The 18,466-nt window shown below is 62.7% G+C and carries 14 protein-coding genes and 1 tRNA gene; 5 read left to right on the top strand and 10 right to left on the bottom strand.

All coding sequences use genetic code 11. The features are described from left to right. The coding region (locus ACSNOC_RS22870; protein WP_436749427.1) for a hypothetical protein at positions 1 to 212 on the top strand (212 nt) is incomplete at its 5' end. Between the two features lie 162 nt (positions 213 to 374). On the opposite strand, the gene ACSNOC_RS22865 is transcribed toward ACSNOC_RS22870, so the two are convergent. The 4 genes from ACSNOC_RS22865 to queC are packed head-to-tail and all read right to left on the bottom strand — an operon-like array spanning position 375 to position 2,850. Next, positions 375 to 1,142 carry a GTP cyclohydrolase I FolE2 gene (locus ACSNOC_RS22865; RefSeq protein WP_436749426.1) on the bottom strand — a complete coding sequence of 256 codons (768 nt, stop codon included), beginning with the start codon at positions 1,140 to 1,142 and terminating at the stop codon, positions 375 to 377. 3 nt (positions 1,143 to 1,145) lie between these two features. After that, on the bottom strand, positions 1,146 to 1,502 hold the full coding sequence (gene queD / locus ACSNOC_RS22860; protein ID WP_436749425.1) for a 6-carboxytetrahydropterin synthase QueD: 357 nt from the start codon (positions 1,500 to 1,502) through the stop codon (positions 1,146 to 1,148). Then, complete coding sequence (gene queE / locus ACSNOC_RS22855; RefSeq protein ID WP_436749424.1) at positions 1,502 to 2,137, bottom strand: 7-carboxy-7-deazaguanine synthase; 636 nt, start codon at positions 2,135 to 2,137, stop codon at positions 1,502 to 1,504. The genes queD and queE overlap by 1 nt, the downstream gene beginning before the upstream one ends. A 2-nt stretch (positions 2,138 to 2,139) precedes the next feature. Then, complete coding sequence (gene queC, locus ACSNOC_RS22850) at positions 2,140 to 2,850, bottom strand: 7-cyano-7-deazaguanine synthase QueC (protein ID WP_436749423.1); 711 nt, start codon at positions 2,848 to 2,850, stop codon at positions 2,140 to 2,142. Positions 2,851 to 3,049: 199 nt separating this feature from the next. Between queC and ACSNOC_RS22845 the strand changes: the two genes are divergently transcribed. The 4 genes from ACSNOC_RS22845 to dbpB (ACSNOC_RS22830) are packed head-to-tail and all read left to right on the top strand — an operon-like array spanning position 3,050 to position 7,381. Further along, complete coding sequence (locus ACSNOC_RS22845; protein ID WP_436749422.1) at positions 3,050 to 3,847, top strand: hypothetical protein; 798 nt, start codon at positions 3,050 to 3,052, stop codon at positions 3,845 to 3,847. Beyond that, positions 3,844 to 4,986, top strand: coding sequence for a DGQHR domain-containing protein DpdB (dbpB, locus tag ACSNOC_RS22840; protein WP_436749421.1), 1,143 nt, complete (start codon positions 3,844 to 3,846; stop codon positions 4,984 to 4,986). The genes ACSNOC_RS22845 and dbpB (ACSNOC_RS22840) overlap by 4 nt, the downstream gene beginning before the upstream one ends. Continuing rightward, entirely contained in the window at positions 4,983 to 6,236 is a 1,254-nt protein-coding gene (dpdA, locus tag ACSNOC_RS22835) for a tRNA-guanine transglycosylase DpdA (RefSeq protein ID WP_436749420.1), read from the top strand. Before dbpB (ACSNOC_RS22840) ends, dpdA begins: the two co-directional genes overlap by 4 nt. Before the next feature lie 47 nt (positions 6,237 to 6,283). Beyond that, a complete protein-coding gene (dbpB, locus tag ACSNOC_RS22830; protein ID WP_436749419.1) occupies positions 6,284 to 7,381 on the top strand; it encodes a DGQHR domain-containing protein DpdB in 1,098 nt (365 codons plus the stop codon). 56 nt (positions 7,382 to 7,437) lie between these two features. On the opposite strand, the gene dpdD is transcribed toward dbpB (ACSNOC_RS22830), so the two are convergent. The 6 genes from dpdD to ACSNOC_RS22800 form a co-directional block, all read right to left on the bottom strand. Next, positions 7,438 to 9,459: a protein DpdD gene (dpdD, locus tag ACSNOC_RS22825; RefSeq protein WP_436749418.1), complete on the bottom strand. Its 2,022-nt coding sequence runs from the start codon at positions 9,457 to 9,459 to the stop codon at positions 7,438 to 7,440. Further along, on the bottom strand, positions 9,456 to 9,977 hold the full coding sequence (gene dpdK, locus ACSNOC_RS22820; RefSeq protein WP_436749417.1) for a phospholipase D-like domain-containing protein DpdK: 522 nt from the start codon (positions 9,975 to 9,977) through the stop codon (positions 9,456 to 9,458). The genes dpdD and dpdK overlap by 4 nt, the downstream gene beginning before the upstream one ends. Continuing rightward, complete coding sequence (gene dpdJ, locus ACSNOC_RS22815) at positions 9,974 to 14,479, bottom strand: protein DpdJ (protein ID WP_436749416.1); 4,506 nt, start codon at positions 14,477 to 14,479, stop codon at positions 9,974 to 9,976. Before dpdJ ends, dpdK begins: the two co-directional genes overlap by 4 nt. Further along, positions 14,476 to 15,156, bottom strand: coding sequence for a hypothetical protein (locus tag ACSNOC_RS22810; protein WP_436749415.1), 681 nt, complete (start codon positions 15,154 to 15,156; stop codon positions 14,476 to 14,478). Before ACSNOC_RS22810 ends, dpdJ begins: the two co-directional genes overlap by 4 nt. 5 nt (positions 15,157 to 15,161) lie before the next feature. Next, positions 15,162 to 16,907, bottom strand: coding sequence for a protein DpdE (gene dpdE / locus ACSNOC_RS22805; RefSeq protein WP_436749414.1), 1,746 nt, complete (start codon positions 16,905 to 16,907; stop codon positions 15,162 to 15,164). A 1,338-nt stretch (positions 16,908 to 18,245) separates the two neighbouring features. Next, positions 18,246 to 18,319: transfer RNA gene (locus ACSNOC_RS22800), tRNA-Ala, on the bottom strand. Between the last annotated feature and the right edge of the window lie 147 nt (positions 18,320 to 18,466).

Genomic DNA, 18,466 nt, shown 5'->3' with positions numbered 1-18,466 from the left:
CGGTTACCACCGAGGTCACCAGTCTGTGCCCGTGTTCGAAAGCGATCTCTGACTATGGCGCCCACGACCCCCTCACCCGCGGCCTCCCCGACCTCTCCCACCGGCACGCCGACGCCATGACCATGGAAACGGTCCCCGCCACCGGCCACTTCATCGCCGAAGAACGCCCCACCTGGACCACCCACCGCATCGCCGACTTCCTGTCACGATGACGACGCGGCACATGCCCCCGGCCCCGGCAGCCTCTGCGGGCACCGCGTGGAGAGGAGGCGGCGGCCCCCAGAAACGCAAATCCCCGCTCGATCGACATGATCGGACGGGACCCCGCCAACCGCTCACACCTGGATTTGTGAACGGCCTGCCGGGTGCAGGTCTCATCCAGCGACGTATGCGACAGCGTCGTGGCTATGGATGCTTTCTAGATTGCAGACCCTCACCGAGTGACGAAGACCCCGCTCACGGCAGACGTGGCTGACTTCGCGAGCAATATCTTCGACGAACACGGGATGGTCGTACGCCTGCATCGTCAACGCACGTTCATCCGGACGTTTCACCAAGGGCATGACGGGAGCGGACGCACACCGTTCCAAGAGTCGTACGGCTTGCTGCACCCCAAAGGGATAGGGAGTCTCCCCGTGCCCTGTCACGGACAGGGTGACGCGGCTGCGCTGATTGTGGGCGCCATAGTCAGAGATCGCTTTCGAACACGGGCACAGACTGGTGACCTCGGTGGTAACCGAGGTGATCACCGTCGTGTCTCCGTCGTCCCAGCGGCCGTCGAACCGGACATCGTGAACCTGGAACGACTCGGTGCCAGTCGCAGGCGCGATCACCGTCGTACTCAACGGGACGGCTACCGACACCGCAAGCGCCGGTGTGTCCAGGAGGTCCGCACCGACTTTCAGCACGTGCGGCAGCCTGCGCGGATCGAACCGGCGAAGGTGCTCGTGGGCGAGAGCCACCATGCGGCTCATGTGGGTGCCACGGCGGTCATGCTGGAGCCGTACGGTCACTTCGATCTCAGCGATGCCCTCCTGGCGGAGGTGGCCGTCTTCGAAGTACAGCGGGTAGCGCAGGCCGCTGATGCCGACATCGTCAATCTCGATGCCGCGGGTGTCGGTCTCGTTTTGGATATCGTGCATCGCTCACTCCCCCCGATAGGTGCAGCCGGACGTGCACGTCTCGCGGACGGTGAGCGCGGATAGGTCGGGCAGGGTCGGCTTCAGCCGCTCCCAGATCCAGCGGGCGAGGACCTCGCTAGTCGGGTTCTCCAGGCCCTCAATGTCGTTGAGGTAGTAGTGGTCGAGTTGCGCTTCGAGGGGCTTGAAGGCCTTCTTGAGGTCGCCGAAGTCCATGACCCAGCCCGACTCGGGGCCGACGGGAGCCTCGACATGGACGATGACCTTGTAGGAGTGGCCGTGCAGGCGCGCGCACTTGTGGCCCTCCGGCACGTTGGGCAAGCGATGTGCAGCTTCGAAGGTGAACTCGCGGAAGATTTCCATTACTGAATTCCCAGATACTTGTGCGTCTGGAGAGAGAGGATCCAGCGCGGGTTCTTCATGCAGTAGTCGACAGTCGCCCTGGTGTTGGTTTCAACGTCCGGGCCGTCCATGGGCTGGAGCCGGAAGTGCCGGAAATCCAGATGCTCGAACTGACGGGGGTCGCCGCCAAGTTGGGGGTAGACCAGCTTCAGTTCGTCTCCGCTGGTCACGACCAGTTCGGAACCGATCTTGGGGCTGACGCAGAGCCAGTCGATGCCGTTCGGTGGTACGCGGGTGCCGTTCGTCTCGACGGCAACCTCGAAGCCGCGGGCGTGCAGCGCGTCGATCACCGCTTCGTCGAGTTGTAGAAGCGGCTCGCCGCCGGTGCACACCACGAAGCGGTGCTCCCTGGACAACGATGGCCACGCCTGCTCGATGGCTTGAGCGAGGTCGTCCGGGGTCCGGAACCGGCCGCCGCCTTCCCCGTCGGTTCCGACGAAATCTGTGTCGCAGAACTGGCAGATCGCACGGTGACGATCCTTCTCCAGGCCCGTCCACAGATTGCACCGGGAGAAGCGACAGAAGACGGCTGGACGGCCTGCGTGACTCCCTTCGCCTTGCAGGGTGTAGAAGATCTCCTTGACCAGGTAGGTCATTCTCACGCGCCCTGATACTGCACGGGGTCGGTGACGCCGGCCTCGGCGAAGCCCTTGAGGCGAAGCAGGCAGGTCTCGCAGTGTCCGCATGCCCGCCCCTGCTCGTCCGGGTCGTAGCAAGAGGAGGTGAGGGAGTAGTCCACGCCGAGGCGCAGGCCCTCACGGACGATGTCGGCCTTCGACATGGCGATAAGCGGCGAGTGGAGCTTGAGACTCTGCGTGCCCTCGACCCCGGCGCGGGTGGCCAAGTTGGCCATGCGCTCGTATGCCTCCATGTACTCAGGGCGGCAGTCCGGGTATCCACTGTAGTCGACCGCCGTCACTCCGGTGAAGATGTCGCTCGCCCCAACCGTCTCCGCATAGGCGAGGGCGAAGGAGAGGAAGATCGTGTTGCGTGCCGGGACGTACGTAATAGGAACGCTGCTGCCGGTGTCCTTGTCCCCGGCGTCGTCCAGAGACTCGTGCTTCGGAACGTCGATGTCCGACGTGAGCGCGGATCCGCCGAAAACCCGCAGGTCGATGTCCGCGATGACGTGCCGAGCGACCCCCTGCGCCTCAGCCACACGCTTCGCGGCCTCAAGCTCCACGCTGTGCCGCTGCCCGTAGCGGAAGCTCAGCGCGTACGGCGTGTAGCCCTGGTCCTTGGCGATCGCCAGAACGGTCGTTGAGTCCAGTCCGCCACTCAGTAGAACGATCGCGGAACGCTCCGCCATGCCTGCTCCTAGTTAGCTCCGTGTGTACTGCGGCAGCCTACGCGAAAAGTGACAGGTAGAGTAACGGCGACAGACTGGTAGTTACGAGCGTCGGGAGCCGAGCTGCGTGAGGCAACTTTCACTTGTGGTCACATGTACAGACCGTAAGGCTGTAGCGCCGGAAGCCTCACTGCACGCAAGGTCACTACCAGTCGGGACCGTGGAGGAACGCTCGACCATCTGGAAGGGGCGCGTCGCGGATGCCTCCGTCACCCATCCACTCGACAGGCTCTACTGCGGCGACCACTGGACACAGTCGCGTCGCCTCGTCACTACGGCCGCCAAGGCTGGTTTCGACGCACGGCTATGGGTCGCGTCCGCCGGCCTCGGCCTTCGGCCAGCATCCGAGCCGGCCCCGGCATACGCGGCGACATTCAGCACGCGACACGCTGACTCGGTAGCCACCTCTGCGGATGGAAGCGCCCAGTGGTGGAAGCACCTGCAAGAGGAGCAAAGTCGCACAACATTGCAGGAACTCGGAAAAAGCGGGCCAATCTTGATGGTTCTCTCCGAGGTCTACGCGAAGGCCATGGAAGCCGACCTCCGAGCTCTAGGTGCCGTTGCGAGCGAGGCGCTGCTGGTAGGCGGTGTCGAAGAGATCCCCGGCATCCGAAGAGTCGCCTCGGACGCCGGGCTGCGACTCGCGCTCGGCGGACCCCTCACGAGCCTCAATGTCCGCATGGCCGCTTCCTGGCTCCAGCACTGCGAGGACAGTCGACTGACCTCTGAGGCCACCAGTTCCGCCTGGCACGAGTGGGCGTTGGGTGTACCGAGGCCAGAACAACTCAGCCGTCAGCCCATGACCGATGCAGAGGTCATCGCCTTCATTAGGCAGGAGACGGGGGCTCAACCGGGCATCTCACGGACGCGGCTGTTGCGGATCCTGCGCGACAGCGGCCGAGCATGTGAACAGAGCAGGTTTGCCACCTTGTTCAAGCGAACCATGGGGGATCAGTGACCGAGAACCTCATCACACGCAGAGCTCTGCGGATCAATCAGCACCCCGACATCCCCTTGTACCTTTTTGCCCTGGAAGCCGGAGAAGTCGACGTCGTAGCCGACGTTGCGCGGATCTCACGCGATGAGGCAGGAAAGCTCCTCGGCTACCAGCGCCCCGAGAAGAAGCAGCACGTAAAGCAGATCTTGGAGTATCTGGACGGGGACGAGGTGCTGTTTCCGAACGGACTCATCCTCGCACTTCCATCCTCGGTACGTTTCAGAGGAAGCCGCGGCCCGAACCCTAGCGACGGCCTTGCAACCATTGGGATGCTTGAGATCCCACTGCCAGAGTCACGGGAGGCTCCCCGTCCGGCTCTCATCGTTGATGGCCAGCAGCGGAGCCTGGCCCTTGCGCGTACTCGGAATGCCAAGTTGCCTATCACAGTGGCTGGCTTCGTTTCCGAAGATCTGCATGTCCAGCGCGAGCAATTTTTGCGGGTGAATACAGTGTCGCCCCTCCCCAGCGACCTGGTCTCCGAACTCCTGCCGGAAGTGAACACTCAGCTACCTACCAAGCTCTCGGCTCGTAAGCTTCCGGCGATCTTGGTGAATGCACTAAGCCAGGATGGCGACTCACCCTTTAAGGGCCTTATCAAACAAGCGTCGACGACAGCTAGCCGGAAATCTGAGACTGTCGTTAAGGACAACAGCCTGCTTCAGGCGATCACCGCGTCATTGTCGCCTTTTGGGGTGCTCTTCCCTTACAAAGACTTGTCCAGCGGAACCATTGATACGAGCACTATTCGCAAGATCCTTGTCGTCTACTGGACGGCCGTGCGAGACACCTTTCCTGACGCCTGGGGAATCTCCCCCAATAAGAGCCGGCTGATGCACGGCGTCGGCATTCGGTCAATGGGACAGCTCATGGACCGCGTCATGGAGAGAGTGATGTTTGAGGTAGACATCAACTCGGATGAGGCATACAGCAAGGTCATGGGCGAATTGGCCGTAATCGAACCCTACTGCCGCTGGACCAAGGGGCGCTGGCCCGAGATTAACTACAACTGGAACGAATTGGAGAACATCACAAAGCACATCAACATCCTGTCGAATTACCTGATTCGTGTTTACCAGAAGGCAAGGATGGGCGCAGCGTGAGGTTCTACTTCCCGGACAGCCAGGACCAGGTCAGTCCGAGTTATGACTTCCTCAATGACGAGTATTCTCCTTTTCGCGTCCGGCAACGGGACGATTTCTACGCCCATCAGGCTGTGAAGCCGGCACCTTATGACGGCATCCTGGTCAGCAAGGCCATTGTCGACGGGTCCGTCAAGGGGGCGGGTAAGTACAGCGCACCGCAGCGTGAACGTCTCTACCGGCTTGGCGTGCGGAATTTCTTCAGGCTCCCCAAGACGATGAGCAGTCTGGGGGACTGCGGAGCCTTCAACTATATCGACGAAGAGCGCCCACCCTATACGGTTGATCAGGTACTCGAGTTCTATATCGGCTGCAAGTTCAACTCCGGAATCAGCATCGACCACGTAATCTTCGGATATGAGCCCGAACTCACCGAAGAGGACGCAAACCCTGCATGGGTAAAGCGACGTGAGATTTCGCTGGAGTTGGCTGAAGAATTCATCGCTGCTGTCAGATCACGCAATTCCAAGATCCTCGAAGAAGACGACAAGCTCGAACCGGTCGGCGCAGCACAGGGCTGGAGCCCGGACAGCTACGCCGACAGCGTTGCCCGACTTCAGAAAATGGGCTACAAGCGGATCGCCCTAGGCGGCATGGTTCCACTGAAGACACCCGAGATCGTGGAATGCCTGAAGAAGATTGCGAAAGTTCGCGCAGAAGGAGTTGACTTCCATCTCCTCGGAATCACTCGCGTCGACAGCATGCAAGAATTCGCGAAATTCTACGTAGAAAGCTTTGATAGCACTTCTGCTTTCCGTCAGGCTTTTATGGATGAGCGCAACAACTATCACACCGCAGATACAGCCTACACGGCGATTCGCGTTCCGCAGGTCGACGGAAATCCAGCTCTCAAGCGATTGATCCTGGCCGGCGTCGTATCCCAATCCGAAGCAATCAAGACCGAGCGAGAGTGCCTTCAACTGCTACGCGATTACGACAAGGAGTTGGTGGATGCCTCAGAGGTCTTGGATGCCCTGCGCCGCTACCAGGTGCTCCTCGGCGACGCCAAGAAGCTGAAGCAGTTGGACAGGCAACTGGAGCGATACGGTGCCACGCTGGCCGACAGGCCATGGAAGCACTGCCCATGCGACCTCTGCCGGGAACACAAGATCGAGATGGTTATATTCCGCGGGTCCGAGCGTAACAAGCGCCGCGGATTCCATAACATGACGGTACTCGAAGCAAAGATGCGCAAGCTGTCGTTCACATAATCACCCAGAACGCGCATAACACCCAAAGTAACCCAACAGGAGATGATGTGGCCGACCGCTACGAGCTAAAGCTACCCGCCCTCAAGATCCTCCAAGGCACCAAGGAGATCTACTGCTTCGCCGTCGACGGCAAGAAACTGCACGACTTTGCCGCCGTGTCGCGCATCCGCCGTGACGACCAGAAGCGGTTGCAGGGGTACCAGCGGCCCGAGGTCCTTAGCCACATCCGCTCAATCCGCCGCTACGTGGAGTCCGAGGGAGCGATGCTCCCCAATGCCGTGGTCCTCGCGTTCGACGAGCGGGTGAGGTTCGAACCAGCGGTCCGCCGCGGCAATGTGAAGTACTCCATCCCGGGCGAGCTGATCATCCCGGTCGACGAGTCACTGGCCGACGACGAGAAGCCGGCCTGGCTCGTGGACGGGCAGCAGCGCAGCGCCGCCATCAGGGACGCTGAACTCGCTGAGTTCCCTGTCGCCGCCGTGGGCTTCATCGCATCCGGGCAGGAAGAGCAGCGGTCGCAGTTCATCCTGGTCAACTCCACCAAGCCGCTCCCCAAGGGACTCGTGTACGAGCTCCTGCCCGAGACCACTGGCCAGCTGCCGCGTTCTCTGGCGCGCAGGGCACTCGCCGCGAGGCTCATGGTCCACCTGAATATGGGGGACGGTCCCTTCAGCGGAAGGATTAGCAGCCCCACATCCCCGACCGGAGACATCAAGGACAACAGCGTTCTGAAGATGCTGGAGCACAGCATCTACGAGGGCGCCTTGTACCAATACCGCAACGCCACCGACGGCACCGGGGACGAGGAGCGGATGCTGGCCCACCTGCTGGCCTTCTGGACGCCAGTGGCAAGCATCTTCCGCGAGGCGTGGGGGAAGCCCCCGAAGGAGTCCAGGCTGACCCATGGGGTGGGCATCCAGGCGATGGGCTTCGTCATGGACCGGCTCACTGCGGATGTCCCGGTCGACAAGGTCGACTGGGATGACGTTCGTGCCATTCTGCGTGGGCTGGAAGAGCACGTGGCCTGGACCTCGGGTAAATGGAACTTCGGAGATGACCATCAGCCCAACTGGAACAGCCTGCAGAATACGTCCAAGGACGTACGGCTGCTCAGCAGCTATCTGCAAGCCCGAGTCAGCGCCTAGCCCATAGCTCGCGCCTTGCTGCGGCGGCCGCCCGGTCCTGGGCGGCCGCCGTTCTGTTAGGACTCTGCTGCTGCGATGCGGAGCGCATCGACCGCAGCGCGGAGGAGCGATGCGGAGCCACTCCCGTTCGCATATCCGACGTGCTTTGTTGTCTTGTTCTGATCAATGAAGCCGGTGGCCGCGTGCTTGGCACAGCGCGTGGCCAAAACGATCACATTCGCAGTACGGGCCTTCTGCCGCAGCTGCGGCGTGCCTACGTGGTCGTAAGCCGTCAAGACCTTCACAGCGGGAGCGAGCCGCTTCAGTTCCTCCTGGCATCGGGTGAGCACTGCCTCGTCCAGTGAGTAGAGAAGCAGCGTCGCCGAGGGGAACGCGACGGGCGTGTTCTCCTTGCTGTCTTCGCCAGCAGGAGCATCCCAGGAGAAGCTGATGCCGAGGTCTTCAGAGAGCCGGCGCGCGAAGGCAAGGTCTGCCTCAGTGAGGCGGCGGCTATGTGCAGACAGAGGCCCGAGCAGTTGCGAGCACAGGCTCGTGCGGGCCTCAGGATCAGGGCACGCTGCAAGGAACAAGCGGTCGACGAAGTCCAAGACAGCCGAGGCCCGTTCGGGAGCAACCCACCGATCCGTGTCCGAACCGATGTCCTTAAGGATCTCCGCGTACTGCTCGGCAGAGGGAGCAGCGCGAAGTGCGATCTCCATCAGCGCCTGCAAGGCCGCCAAGTCGCCAGGGCTGTAGCGGTTGAAAAGCACTGCGTTGCGGATGAATGCGTGGGCGCATTCGGGTGCGGGGTCATCGTAGCCCACGGCATCGATGAACGAGCCCACTGCCCGCCATAGTTCTCGCGCGGCGCCGTCGCTCAACCCGTCCAGGAACTCGGCGAGGGTCCCATCGTGCTCTGCAGGAGTGGGCCACAGGGTCCACTGTTCCTCATCCAGTGCGTCCTTCGCCGCGCTGTCGCCCTCGGCGAGCGCGAAGAACAGGGCTGGCCAATCGTTGATCGGAGTGGCCGTGTCTGCCGACTCCTCGGCTTGCGCGACTGTGGAGGCATCGAGGTCGCCCGAAGCCTGGGCAATGAGCGCATTGGCCTCGTTCAACACGAGTGTGGGGATCTCGGGTGTTTGATCGAGGTCCTCAGCAGCCGTCACGAACCGGCGTGCGGCCTCTACGTTCTTGAGGATCACGCAAGCCAGAAGGAGCACCGTCATGGCCTGTGGTCCATACGACCGCGGGTCGCCTGCGAGCAGCTCGGGGACGGCCCTGCCGTGGCTGATGAGGTTGGACCTGGCCGCCTCCAGATTTCGAGCCGCGAGTGGCTCCTCCAGAGCAACGGTGTACACGGCGTTCAGGATTGCTGCCTTCACCGGCGCAGGAGGATCTTGCCGGGCTACGTCCTGGAGTGCCGGGAACTCCAGCACCTTGGTACTCGCTCCGAGACGGTCAAGTCTCTTGAGCTTGAGATGCGCGAGATTCGTCGCGGTAAGCCCGCCCGCGGCGGCGAGTTGCTCAAGGAGGTCAAGCGAGGCAGCTTCGCCGCCGGCCGCGAGAGCCGCGTCGAACTCGGCGATGAGACGCCCGACCGGCTTTACTACGCGCCATAGCCTTGGCGGACGCCTCAGGTAGGTCTGCTGCATCAGTAGCAGAGCATCAGTCAGGCCCTGCCGGTACTTGTCGCTTTCCCCGGTTGTCAGCCGGAAAGTGGAACGTTCGCCGGACAGGTCGATGACGGCGCGTTCCACGGGATCGTCCCGGTTGAGGAGAGTTGGACGAAGGCCACCGCGCTCCATGTTGCAGTAAATGTACGTAGGCCCGGCAAATGCCTCAATGAGTTCAGCTGTCTTGCCGACATCTGCTGGGTCACGTGCGATGGCGTACATCGAGTACGCCTGGCTTTCGGCGACCCAACGAGGGAGGACGATGGGCGCGTCGTTATCGCCCAGCGCGATCTTGACGAAGGGCTCGGTGCGCGCCGTCCACGAGTGCTTGGGGTCCATCTTGGGCCACGCGTCGTTGCCCTGGCCGAAGAACCTGTGCAGGAACGCCTGGATACGATCAGTGGTCCAGGACGTGGTCTGGTTCATTCTCCGTTCCCCCACCGCTCGGCCAGGTCAATGCGTGCTTGAGCGGCAGCGTCGCTGCCTGCCCGGTAAGTGATCTTTTCGTCGTTCCGGGCCATGCCTCGGATCGTGAAGTTCATCGATCCGCTCAGCATCCAGTCATTCCCGCACAGCGTCTTCTCGTGGACATCCGGGTCGCGGACGATGTGAAGCTGCCTTCCTGATGCCGCCTTCATCAGGCGGCGCAGGAAGTCCTCGTTGTGGGGATCATCACGAGTCACGACGTGTACCTGTGCGCCACCATGGGCGATGCGGGCCACGGCGTCTGAGAGTCGGCACCCCACGGGAGGGGTGTCTCCAAAGAGTGCGTCGTAGGCGCCGTGGCTGTTGTCGAGGACCTGGACGTCGGTGATCCACGCGGACACCAACCACAGGTGGTCGCTGGGTGCGATGAACTCCGCGATCAGCGCGGCGGACAGCAAGGTGTCAACGCGAATCGCGGTGTGCTGCCCAGTGCGGAGGGTTCGTTCCTGGGATTTCACTGGGCTGCCTCCCTCAATTCGACCCTGACTCGAATTTCGTTCTGGTGGCGGACTACGCCGCAGATTTCTCCGTAGACGCGCAGCACATCCCGGTCGATGGGCGTGACCGGGACCTGCTTCAAGGCTTGAGCCATCAGAGTTGCGTCTCCCGCTGGACAGACCAGCTCGACAGCTGAGGTTGCGGTCAATTGCTGCCGGTAGGCGTTATCCCAGGTGGGCCCGGTCACGTCGATCACCGGTATACGGTCATCGTGTGCGGCTTGGACCAGCAGACGCTCGAGGACGGGGTCGTCAGCGTATGGCTGGTAGTGCATCAAGTCTTGAGTGCGGGCCTGGTGGCCACGAGGCCAGAGAAGACTGAAGACCTGGTCTGCGGTCAGGGACCGGGCGCCTTCCAACTGGAGCTTGCCGGATCCGACGGCGTATGCGATTACGCGGGCGTCGACCTCGACCCGGAGACGTTGTTCCAACTCCGTCCATGCGTCAACAAGGATGAGAGCGGTGACGTCAGTATCGGGTCCGGACCCCGGGCGTAGAAGCCGCGTGGACAGGGCAGCAACGGCTGCATGCCGAGGCGGGCCGTCGAGCCGTGCCCAGGCCTCGCGAAGGACGTCCAGAGCGTCCTCGGCTTCTTTGGCGGAACTGCTGGCCCGGAGTGTCGCCATTGCCTGGGCAGCTGTTCCGCTGGGTTCGTCGATGACGTGCCGGAGGAACCGGGTCAGTGTGGCGTCGACGTACTCGTATTCGCTTGGTGCGAGGCTGCTCGTCACCAGCCCCCAGAATTGCCGGGGATCCTTCGAGTAGAAGTCGACCAACTGCTCGACGATCCCCAACCCACCCACGGACGTTTCGCTGAGCCACACCTCGGTGAGCGAGTCCTCTCCCTCACCGGGAAGTGTGTCAACGATGAGATCGCCGTCCTGTGCGTTCGGGCACGCGCGTTGAGCAGCAGCGAGAATCGCAGCTGCCATCGTGTCGCGGTATGTGCGCCGGGCGAGCGGGCTGGTCTCGGCTGAAATGTCCTCTGCTACCAGCAACTCTGCTGCCCTGTCCAGAGCTGTGATGACCGTGCTGTTGGCGACGAGCTTGATCAACTCTGACACGAGTCGATCACCGTGGACCTCCTGCTCAGTCACGTCGGAGTCGCGGTAGAGCACTTGGAAGATCTTGGAGAGATCGTGAGTCCAGGCGCCGTTCTTCAGCAGCGCACGGACGTCAGCGTTCGTGCGGTTCCCATCGAGTCCGGCCAGAGCGAACGCGGTCAGATAGATCTGGGCCAGGCGCTCCCTCTGGAAGCTGTCGGAGATCTCAGCCAAGGCCGGATCGTCCTGAACCGTGTGCAAGAAGGCCAGGGAGCGCCACTGAGGCGTAGTGAGGTACTCCCTGACAGTTGGATCGTCGAGGTTGAGCGGCTTGAGTTCGAAGCGGATGGCATCGACGCCCAAGGCGAATCCGAGAGCGGCCGGTCGTCCCCGGAGTTCGTACCGAACAGTGCGGGCTTGACTGTTCTGGCGTTCCCGGCGGACGTTGCACTCAGCGCCGAATGTCATGCGGCGCACTTGTACAGGGTTGCCGACCGCGTGAGTCGCAAAGCTGACCGTATCAATGCGACGTTGCCAGAGGGACGGCTTCGGCACGGTGCCCTCACTGAGGGGCGCGTCGTCCTCCACGACGATCTGGGTGCCCCACTGCGGCTGTCCGTGGGACTGGTCCACGATGTCGGGATCGGGTTGGGAAAGCGCCAGGCCCAAGGGGCGGACGACTTCGACGTTGGCGCCATCATGTCCATGAGGCTGCCAAGTGCCCTCCAGCCTGCCCTCGGTGACGATTTCCCTCAGGTTGAGCACATTGCCGTCCTCGTCGGGGATGGGGAGCCACGTGCGGTGAGTGTCGTCTAGGTACCCGAAGCGCCGACTGACCCGTCCCGGCACGGCTTCAGTCAATGCCTTACCTATGGGCATGTGCTCGATGGATCCGTTCCCGTTGTCGAAGGGGAGTTCCAGATCGACCTCAGGAAGGTTCAGCGGCTCGAACAGGGTCCGGGTGATGAACTCGGGGAGCATGGCCTTCTTGCCCATGCCGGGGTCGTTTACAAGAGGTTCCCAACGGGAGCGGAGCCGGCGAAGAGCCGTGGGCACGACGGCCAGGAGGAGGGAGCGAGGCTGTTCCCACAACACGGCCTGTGCGTCGTCAACGCTGATCTTCAACGCCTTGACGAGGTGCCGTGCAAACTCGTCCTGGACACGCTCCTCGGTCAGCAGTTGATGCAGAATCTTGATCAGTCCGAGGCGCTCGTTCTCGTACTCGGACAAGATCCTCGGGTCATCCGGGGTTGTCAGGAGCTTCCGAACGTCGCCGCGCCCGACCTGGGCACGCATCCTGCGCCCGGCCCAGTCAAGAAGAGCCTGGGCTCCCTGGATCTTGAGGACGTACCGGTTCTTGAGCGGGAGGGTCGTGGCAGCGACCTCCGGGGCAAAGAGCGTTTCGTAGCCCTGGTAGGCCAGGCGATCGCGACCGTAGTCCGACAAGGTCACGATGGTCAGCGGCCGAGTCCCGCGCTCTCGGCCGGCGCGACCGCGGCGCTGGATGAACGAAGCGGCATTCCGCGGTGCCTTGTGTTGAAGGACGAGACCAACCCGGGGATCGTTGAAGCCCACTTCCAACGACGCTGTAGCGATCGTGAGGTTCGCGTTGCGGTTCACCCCCGCGTCCTGGGATGAGGTCCGCCCGATGATCAAGGGGTGCATGCGGAGATCGGGGTCGAGTTCATGACCGATCCGCTCGACGAGTTCCCAGTTCTGTCCCTCGAGGTAGCGAGGCCCGGGCTCAGGGCGCGCACGTGACCGCAACCCGGCCAGCACGTCACCCCGGCGCTTCGTGCGCCCGCGATGGTCCTGGTCGCCCTCGGCGTCGCGGAGGTACTTGTAGAAGCGGTTGGTGACGTCCAGGGCATCCGTGAAGAGGAACCCGGTTGAGCCGTAGAGAAAGGCGTCGTCACCGTTGTCGAGTACGCGGCCCCAGAGCATCGCAGTCTGGATCGACGTGGACAGGAGACTGGCTCCCGAGACTGGGTCGCCTCGCAGCGCAAGCGCATACTCGCGGCCTTCCCGCACCATGGTGGCATCTTCGGGTGCAATGTGGTCCACGTCACTCTCACGCAGGCCAACCAACTGTGCGAAGAACTGGTTCGCGTCGCGCAGCGTGGCGCTGAGGCCCACGAAAGTTACGGGTTTGCCTACTGCGTCCCTCCATCTGCGTAGGAGGTAGGCGACCTGTGCCCCGTGCACTCCCGAGTAGGTGTGCACTTCATCGAGGAGCATCAGGGACGGCACGCTTCCCCCGCGCCAGCCCAGGAGGCTATCGAGGTAGCCGTCGGCGCTGCAGTTGTTCAGCATCTCCGTAGTGGTGAACAACAGGTGCGGCGGGTTCTTCTTCAAGGACTCGCGGGTCAGGGCGAGTTGGCCGTCCGGGATTTCCTCCCAGCAGCGTCGGCATATGAGGCGTTCAACGCGTTCAGCTCGGTCCCTGTCGGACCAAATCAACTCGCCGTCTTCACACTCAGGGCTGGGACAGGGAAGGAAGGGACACACGGCGCCGTCCCTTACACGTGCCCAACGGCCGGAGCCTCGTCCGGGCTGGAGTCGCCAGTCGTCGGCGTGGTTCGGGGTGCCTCCGTAGAGTGCGCCGAGACGCAGAGGCCTCTTCCCCTGGCCGACGAGCGCGCTCTGAACGCTGCGCGCATTGACGATCGCATCGCGCAACTGATCCCGCAGCAACTCAGTTCGCGGATACAGAGCCAGAGTGTGGATCCTGTTCTGGACCCTGTTGGTCGCGTGCTCCGCCATGGCTGCGAAGGCGGGCAGGTAGAAGGACAGCGTCTTGCCGCTGCCGGTGCCGGCGCTGACGATGATGCCCTTGGAACGGTTTTGGCCCTGGAGTGAGGAGAAGACAGCTTGCGTTGCCTCCAACTGAAAACGGGCGAGGTTCTTGTCGCCCAGTTGGTCTTGGGCAACGCGGTCTTGAAGTTCGCCCCAACCGGGAAGGGTGCGCAACTCCTTGAGTGCTTGGGAGCCTGGGATATCTCGATCAGGATAACGGCGGTAGCGAACGTGTAGGCGGTAGTCAGCAACGAGTCGCTTCCCTTGCCGCCACCATCCGTTGGGGGTGTCGTCTGCCCAGTCTCCGCGAGGGCGGAAGAGTTGGCGCAGTCCAGCGGTCAAGCGCAGAGCTTCGGCAAAGCGAGTGCGATACCGGATTGATCCGTAGCTAGGCCAAGGCACCTTGAAGAGCAGTGCACGGCCCTGCATCTCGCGCAGTATCTCGATAGCTGATAGTGCTGGCGGATTCTCGCATTCCTCGAGGTACTGCTCGATGCAATTGAGGACGTCATCCTCTGAGAGCGCGCCTTCCGTCACGCCCCACATGAGGAGAGGCAATTCAAGATCTTCAAGTTGGTTCAGGAGTTCGTTGGCGAACTTCCGGCCTACTGTGCTCTGGTTCACGAACCCTTCCTCTGCAAGCCGATGTAAGCGTCCATCCCGCATTTACGGAGGAGCGTGATCTCTTCGTCTGTGACGTCCCTTAGCGTCAGGCCAGGCTGCTCGCGTAGCCGGTCGAGCAGGTTGACGAGTGCTTCCGGCGGATCTTGAGTGTCTCGAAGAAGTTCTGCTAGACCGGCGTACGTCGTTGCGAATGTGGTGATGGCCTCTTTAGAGACCGTGCCTTTGGCGATCCGCTGTAGTTCGCGTTGTCGCTTGGATGCCCGCTTCTCGGTTTCGACTTCGACAAGCATCGAGATTCGTGCCAGGGGCAGCTCCGTCAGGAGTTGCTCTGTCCAGGCAGACCAAGCCGCTTGATTCTCTTCCGCGAGGCGATCGGTTACTGCCTGTGTCTTCTTCTTAGCCGTGTTGAACACCGGGTTGGAAGGGAGTCCGCTAGGTCCCAGACTGCGCTCAAATCCAGCTCTCCCATCGTCGATGCCAGACAAGTCGATGTCGAGTCCAGCGCCACGGGACTGTAGGGCCTGTGTGATAGCCACTTGCGATCGAAGCTGGTTGAGCTGAGAGTGGAGCTCCAGCAACCGGCTTGATACACGAGCGGCCTGCCGCTGAGAGTCCTCGCCATCCGCGATGCGTGAAGCATGATCCTCAAGCAGCTTTGCCTTCTCGTACACGGACATCCGAGTCACTGTTGATCAGCCCCTTCAGCTGCCAGAGAACGCCATTCGGTAATGAGTTCCTGCACACCCTCGGCTGCGCTCTTTGCGGCCGAAGAACTCGCCCGCATCTCGGCACCCTTCAGTGCCTCATCAAGCCACTCATCAGCGACACAAAGTAGGTTCCGGATAACTTCGATAGAAGCTCCTCGGTCTTGGGCGGCCGTGTGAATACGCGCAATCAGACGCGACGCCTCAGGGCGATCGTCGTCGAAACACCGGCCCAGGTCATCTTCCAGAGCGGAGATCGTGGACCACTCCACAGCAGCTGCCTGCTCAAGGAGAGCATCGAGTTCACGCGCTCGGTGCGCGGGCAACGACAGACTGACCTCTCTTGCCCTATCAACGGCAGTTCTGATGCTGGCCAGGGTGTGATTCCCTGGGGTGCTGCGGGGTTGCCGCATTCGGATTTCGCTCAGCCAGTCGCTGAGCACCGTGACTTGCCCGTCGATCAGGGTGGACCATGACGCGAAAGGTTTGACTGCGGGCTTTACCCACTCTGGGACGCTGCCCGCCGGCGTTTCCCACGCCCAGGTGCCTGTTGCCTCTTCCAGTAGAGGGACTGCGTCCTCAGTGAGACGTTCGACGATCCGACCTGCAAGGTGCTCAAATCGGGGGTCATCGGGGATGATCCGCCGGATGTCGTCGAGCGTGGACCTCAGCAGCAAGGTGAAGGTGGCATCCAGGGCGTAGACGCTGTCGGCCAACTCGGCTCGTAGGGCATAGCGGTGCTCGAAAGCTTCGCGGTCGTCCCAGCTGTAGAGGTCGCGGTCGAGCAGGTGCAGTAGGCCGAGGTGAGTGGCGTAGTGCGAAATCACGGGGGTCGCGGACAGGAGCAGAAGCTTCGGCGCGGAGTGAGCCAGGGCGGCTAGTTCCCGGTAAGGCGAGAGGCCCTCGTCGGCGTTCTGCACCAGTGCATGGGCTTCCTCCACGATGACAAGTGCACTGTCGTGGTACGCGGACCACTTCTCCGGCGTCTCGTGGGACGTGATCAAAATGCGGGCTGATGAAAAGTCGTCGACGAAGAACTTGTCGCGGAGCTCCTTGTCCCACTGGCGCCGCAGTGGCTCGGGGGCAACGACCGTTATTCGTGCCTGCGGATCGTCCAGGAGAGTCTGCCGGATGACGAAACCAGCCTCGATGGTCTTCCCGAGGCCTACTTCGTCTGCGATGAGGTATCGCTGCACTGGGTCAGTGAGCACCGTCATCGCCGCGCGGAGCTGGTGTGGGAAGATCTCGGCAGCCGAGGACAGCAGCGCAGCCATGTTCGCGCAAGCAGCCCGTTGGGCAACGAGGTCACGCAGGAAGGGAAGCCGAGCGTCGCGGAAGAACCCCGACTCGCTACCACCAGTCGTGAGGACTTGGAGGGGATCGTGAACGGGGTGGTTCCAGCGCACCCGGAGATCGCACCCGTTCGCGCGTTCGTTCCACTTCTTGTTGGGGACCTGGATGAAGTATTCCGGGAGATGCTCCCCCGTGACCCGGCCAGCGAGCCAATCTCCGGTGCTCGGTTCGCGCCAGTAGACCCGCGTTTCGGCTTCGAGCTTGGCACGCCAGCAACTCCTCGCCGTCACACGCTGAGAATGGACGATCTCCTCGGCTACTGATTCGAAGAAGTCGACGCGCAGCATCTCGCCGTCGATGGCGCCAACCCGGCCGATGCCCGGAGCCCCCGTGAACTCGACGAGGTGTCCAACCGTGAAGCCCGAAGACATCCTTCTGCACGCCCCCCAGCAGCCAATCTAACAACAGGCTTCAGCCTAAGCGTTGTCCCGTAACTCAGGCAGAGGCTGGTGGATCACCACACACCTGGATCGAATTGTCCGGTTCCGCCCCGACGCCCGGCCTCAACAGGATCCCGACGAAGCTGGTCTAAGCGGACACCGGCAAGCGGTCTCCAGAGTTGCGGGACAACTCTTAGCCGCACCCACTGAGCTTCTTCAGAGTGGTCACTGATCGGGTGACGGACCAAAGGCCGTTACGGGCGAGGCCCCTGTGTGGTTGGTCGAGGTGTCTGACGTCTCAACCGAGCAACCCGGGAGCCTCGTTAATGACCTATCCTTGCGCACTCGACCTTCTACCCTCGGACTCCCCGTCCCCTGCTCGACCTCTACCAACGCATCCGGGACGCCAAGAACGAGCGGGAGCGCATTCCTCTGCTCTGCGGGAGCAGCTTCACGAGGCCGAGTCCTACGCACTCGTCCGCAAGGCCACGGCGGACGAGCGTGGCAACGAACGCTACTCCTGCCCTGCGACAAAGCTCAACTGCGCCTGGGCCGCAGAGCGGGAACAGCGCAACTCGCGCAAGAGTAGACAGGTGCTGGCCGTCATCGACCTGGAAGACTCCGGCAGTCGTAAGGCCCACCCCGGGGGTCGGCCGACGGTCACGGTCCCGAACGTGCCCTTCGGGGAGCGACCCAAGTGTTGCGACAGTCCTCCGTCACCGTGCAGGCACACGTGATGCCGCGCATGCGGCAGGACCTGCCCTGGCAAACCACGTCCTGGGCCCTGGCCTACCAGACGCTGCGGTCCCACATCGAAGGAGGGAACGGACGCCTCAAGTCGGTCGACGCGGCCCTGCACGCCCGCGAGAAGCGGCAGCCCCGCGGAAGGGTCGCCCAGAGCCTCCTGGCAGCGATCACCGTGATGGTCGAGGACATCATCGAATTGGAGCGCTTCCGCAGGGCTAGCAAGGACAGCGCCCGCACGGTCCTCCACTTGGAGGTCGACGAGGTCCCCATCCCCTATCCGGCACGTCCGAGCCCGTTGGCGGCGTCATGGGCCGCAGCCCGTGATCGGCCGACCGGACCACATCTGAAGATCGACGAGCCACGAGACCGCAGGCACACGGCCCCACGCCCGCGGTCCCCGCAGCATGCCCGCATATCCACCGCCGATCCCGGCCGGCCACCCGGAGGGCGTCGCCCCAGCGGGCAGGCGGGCAGACTTGCGTACTAACCACGCCTGAAACGGCGAGATCCCGACCCGACGGTGACCGTCTGAGCGGGATCTCGCGAACCGTTCCCGGGCTAACCCGCGAACGGCCCTGCCGGTGGACCTGAGGGGATTTGAACCCCTGACCCCCTCGTTGCGAACGAGATGCGCTACCAGGCTGCGCTACAGGCCCTTGCGACGTAGAAACACTAGCACCTACGCCGCGCCCTGCCGAAATCCGTTCCCGTCACTCGCCTGCCGCCCTGCGGTGGTCCTCTTCCGCGTACTGGTCGAACAGCGGGGTCCGCTGTGGGGGGTGGGCCTCGGTGCGGGGTTTGGG

Origin of the sequence: Streptomyces sp. URMC 129, from assembly GCF_051386415.1 — a bacterium.
GTDB lineage: Bacteria > Actinomycetota > Actinomycetes > Streptomycetales > Streptomycetaceae > Streptomyces.
Note: the sequence above shows the minus strand (reverse complement) of the source record. Positions and strands in the feature narration are given on the sequence as shown.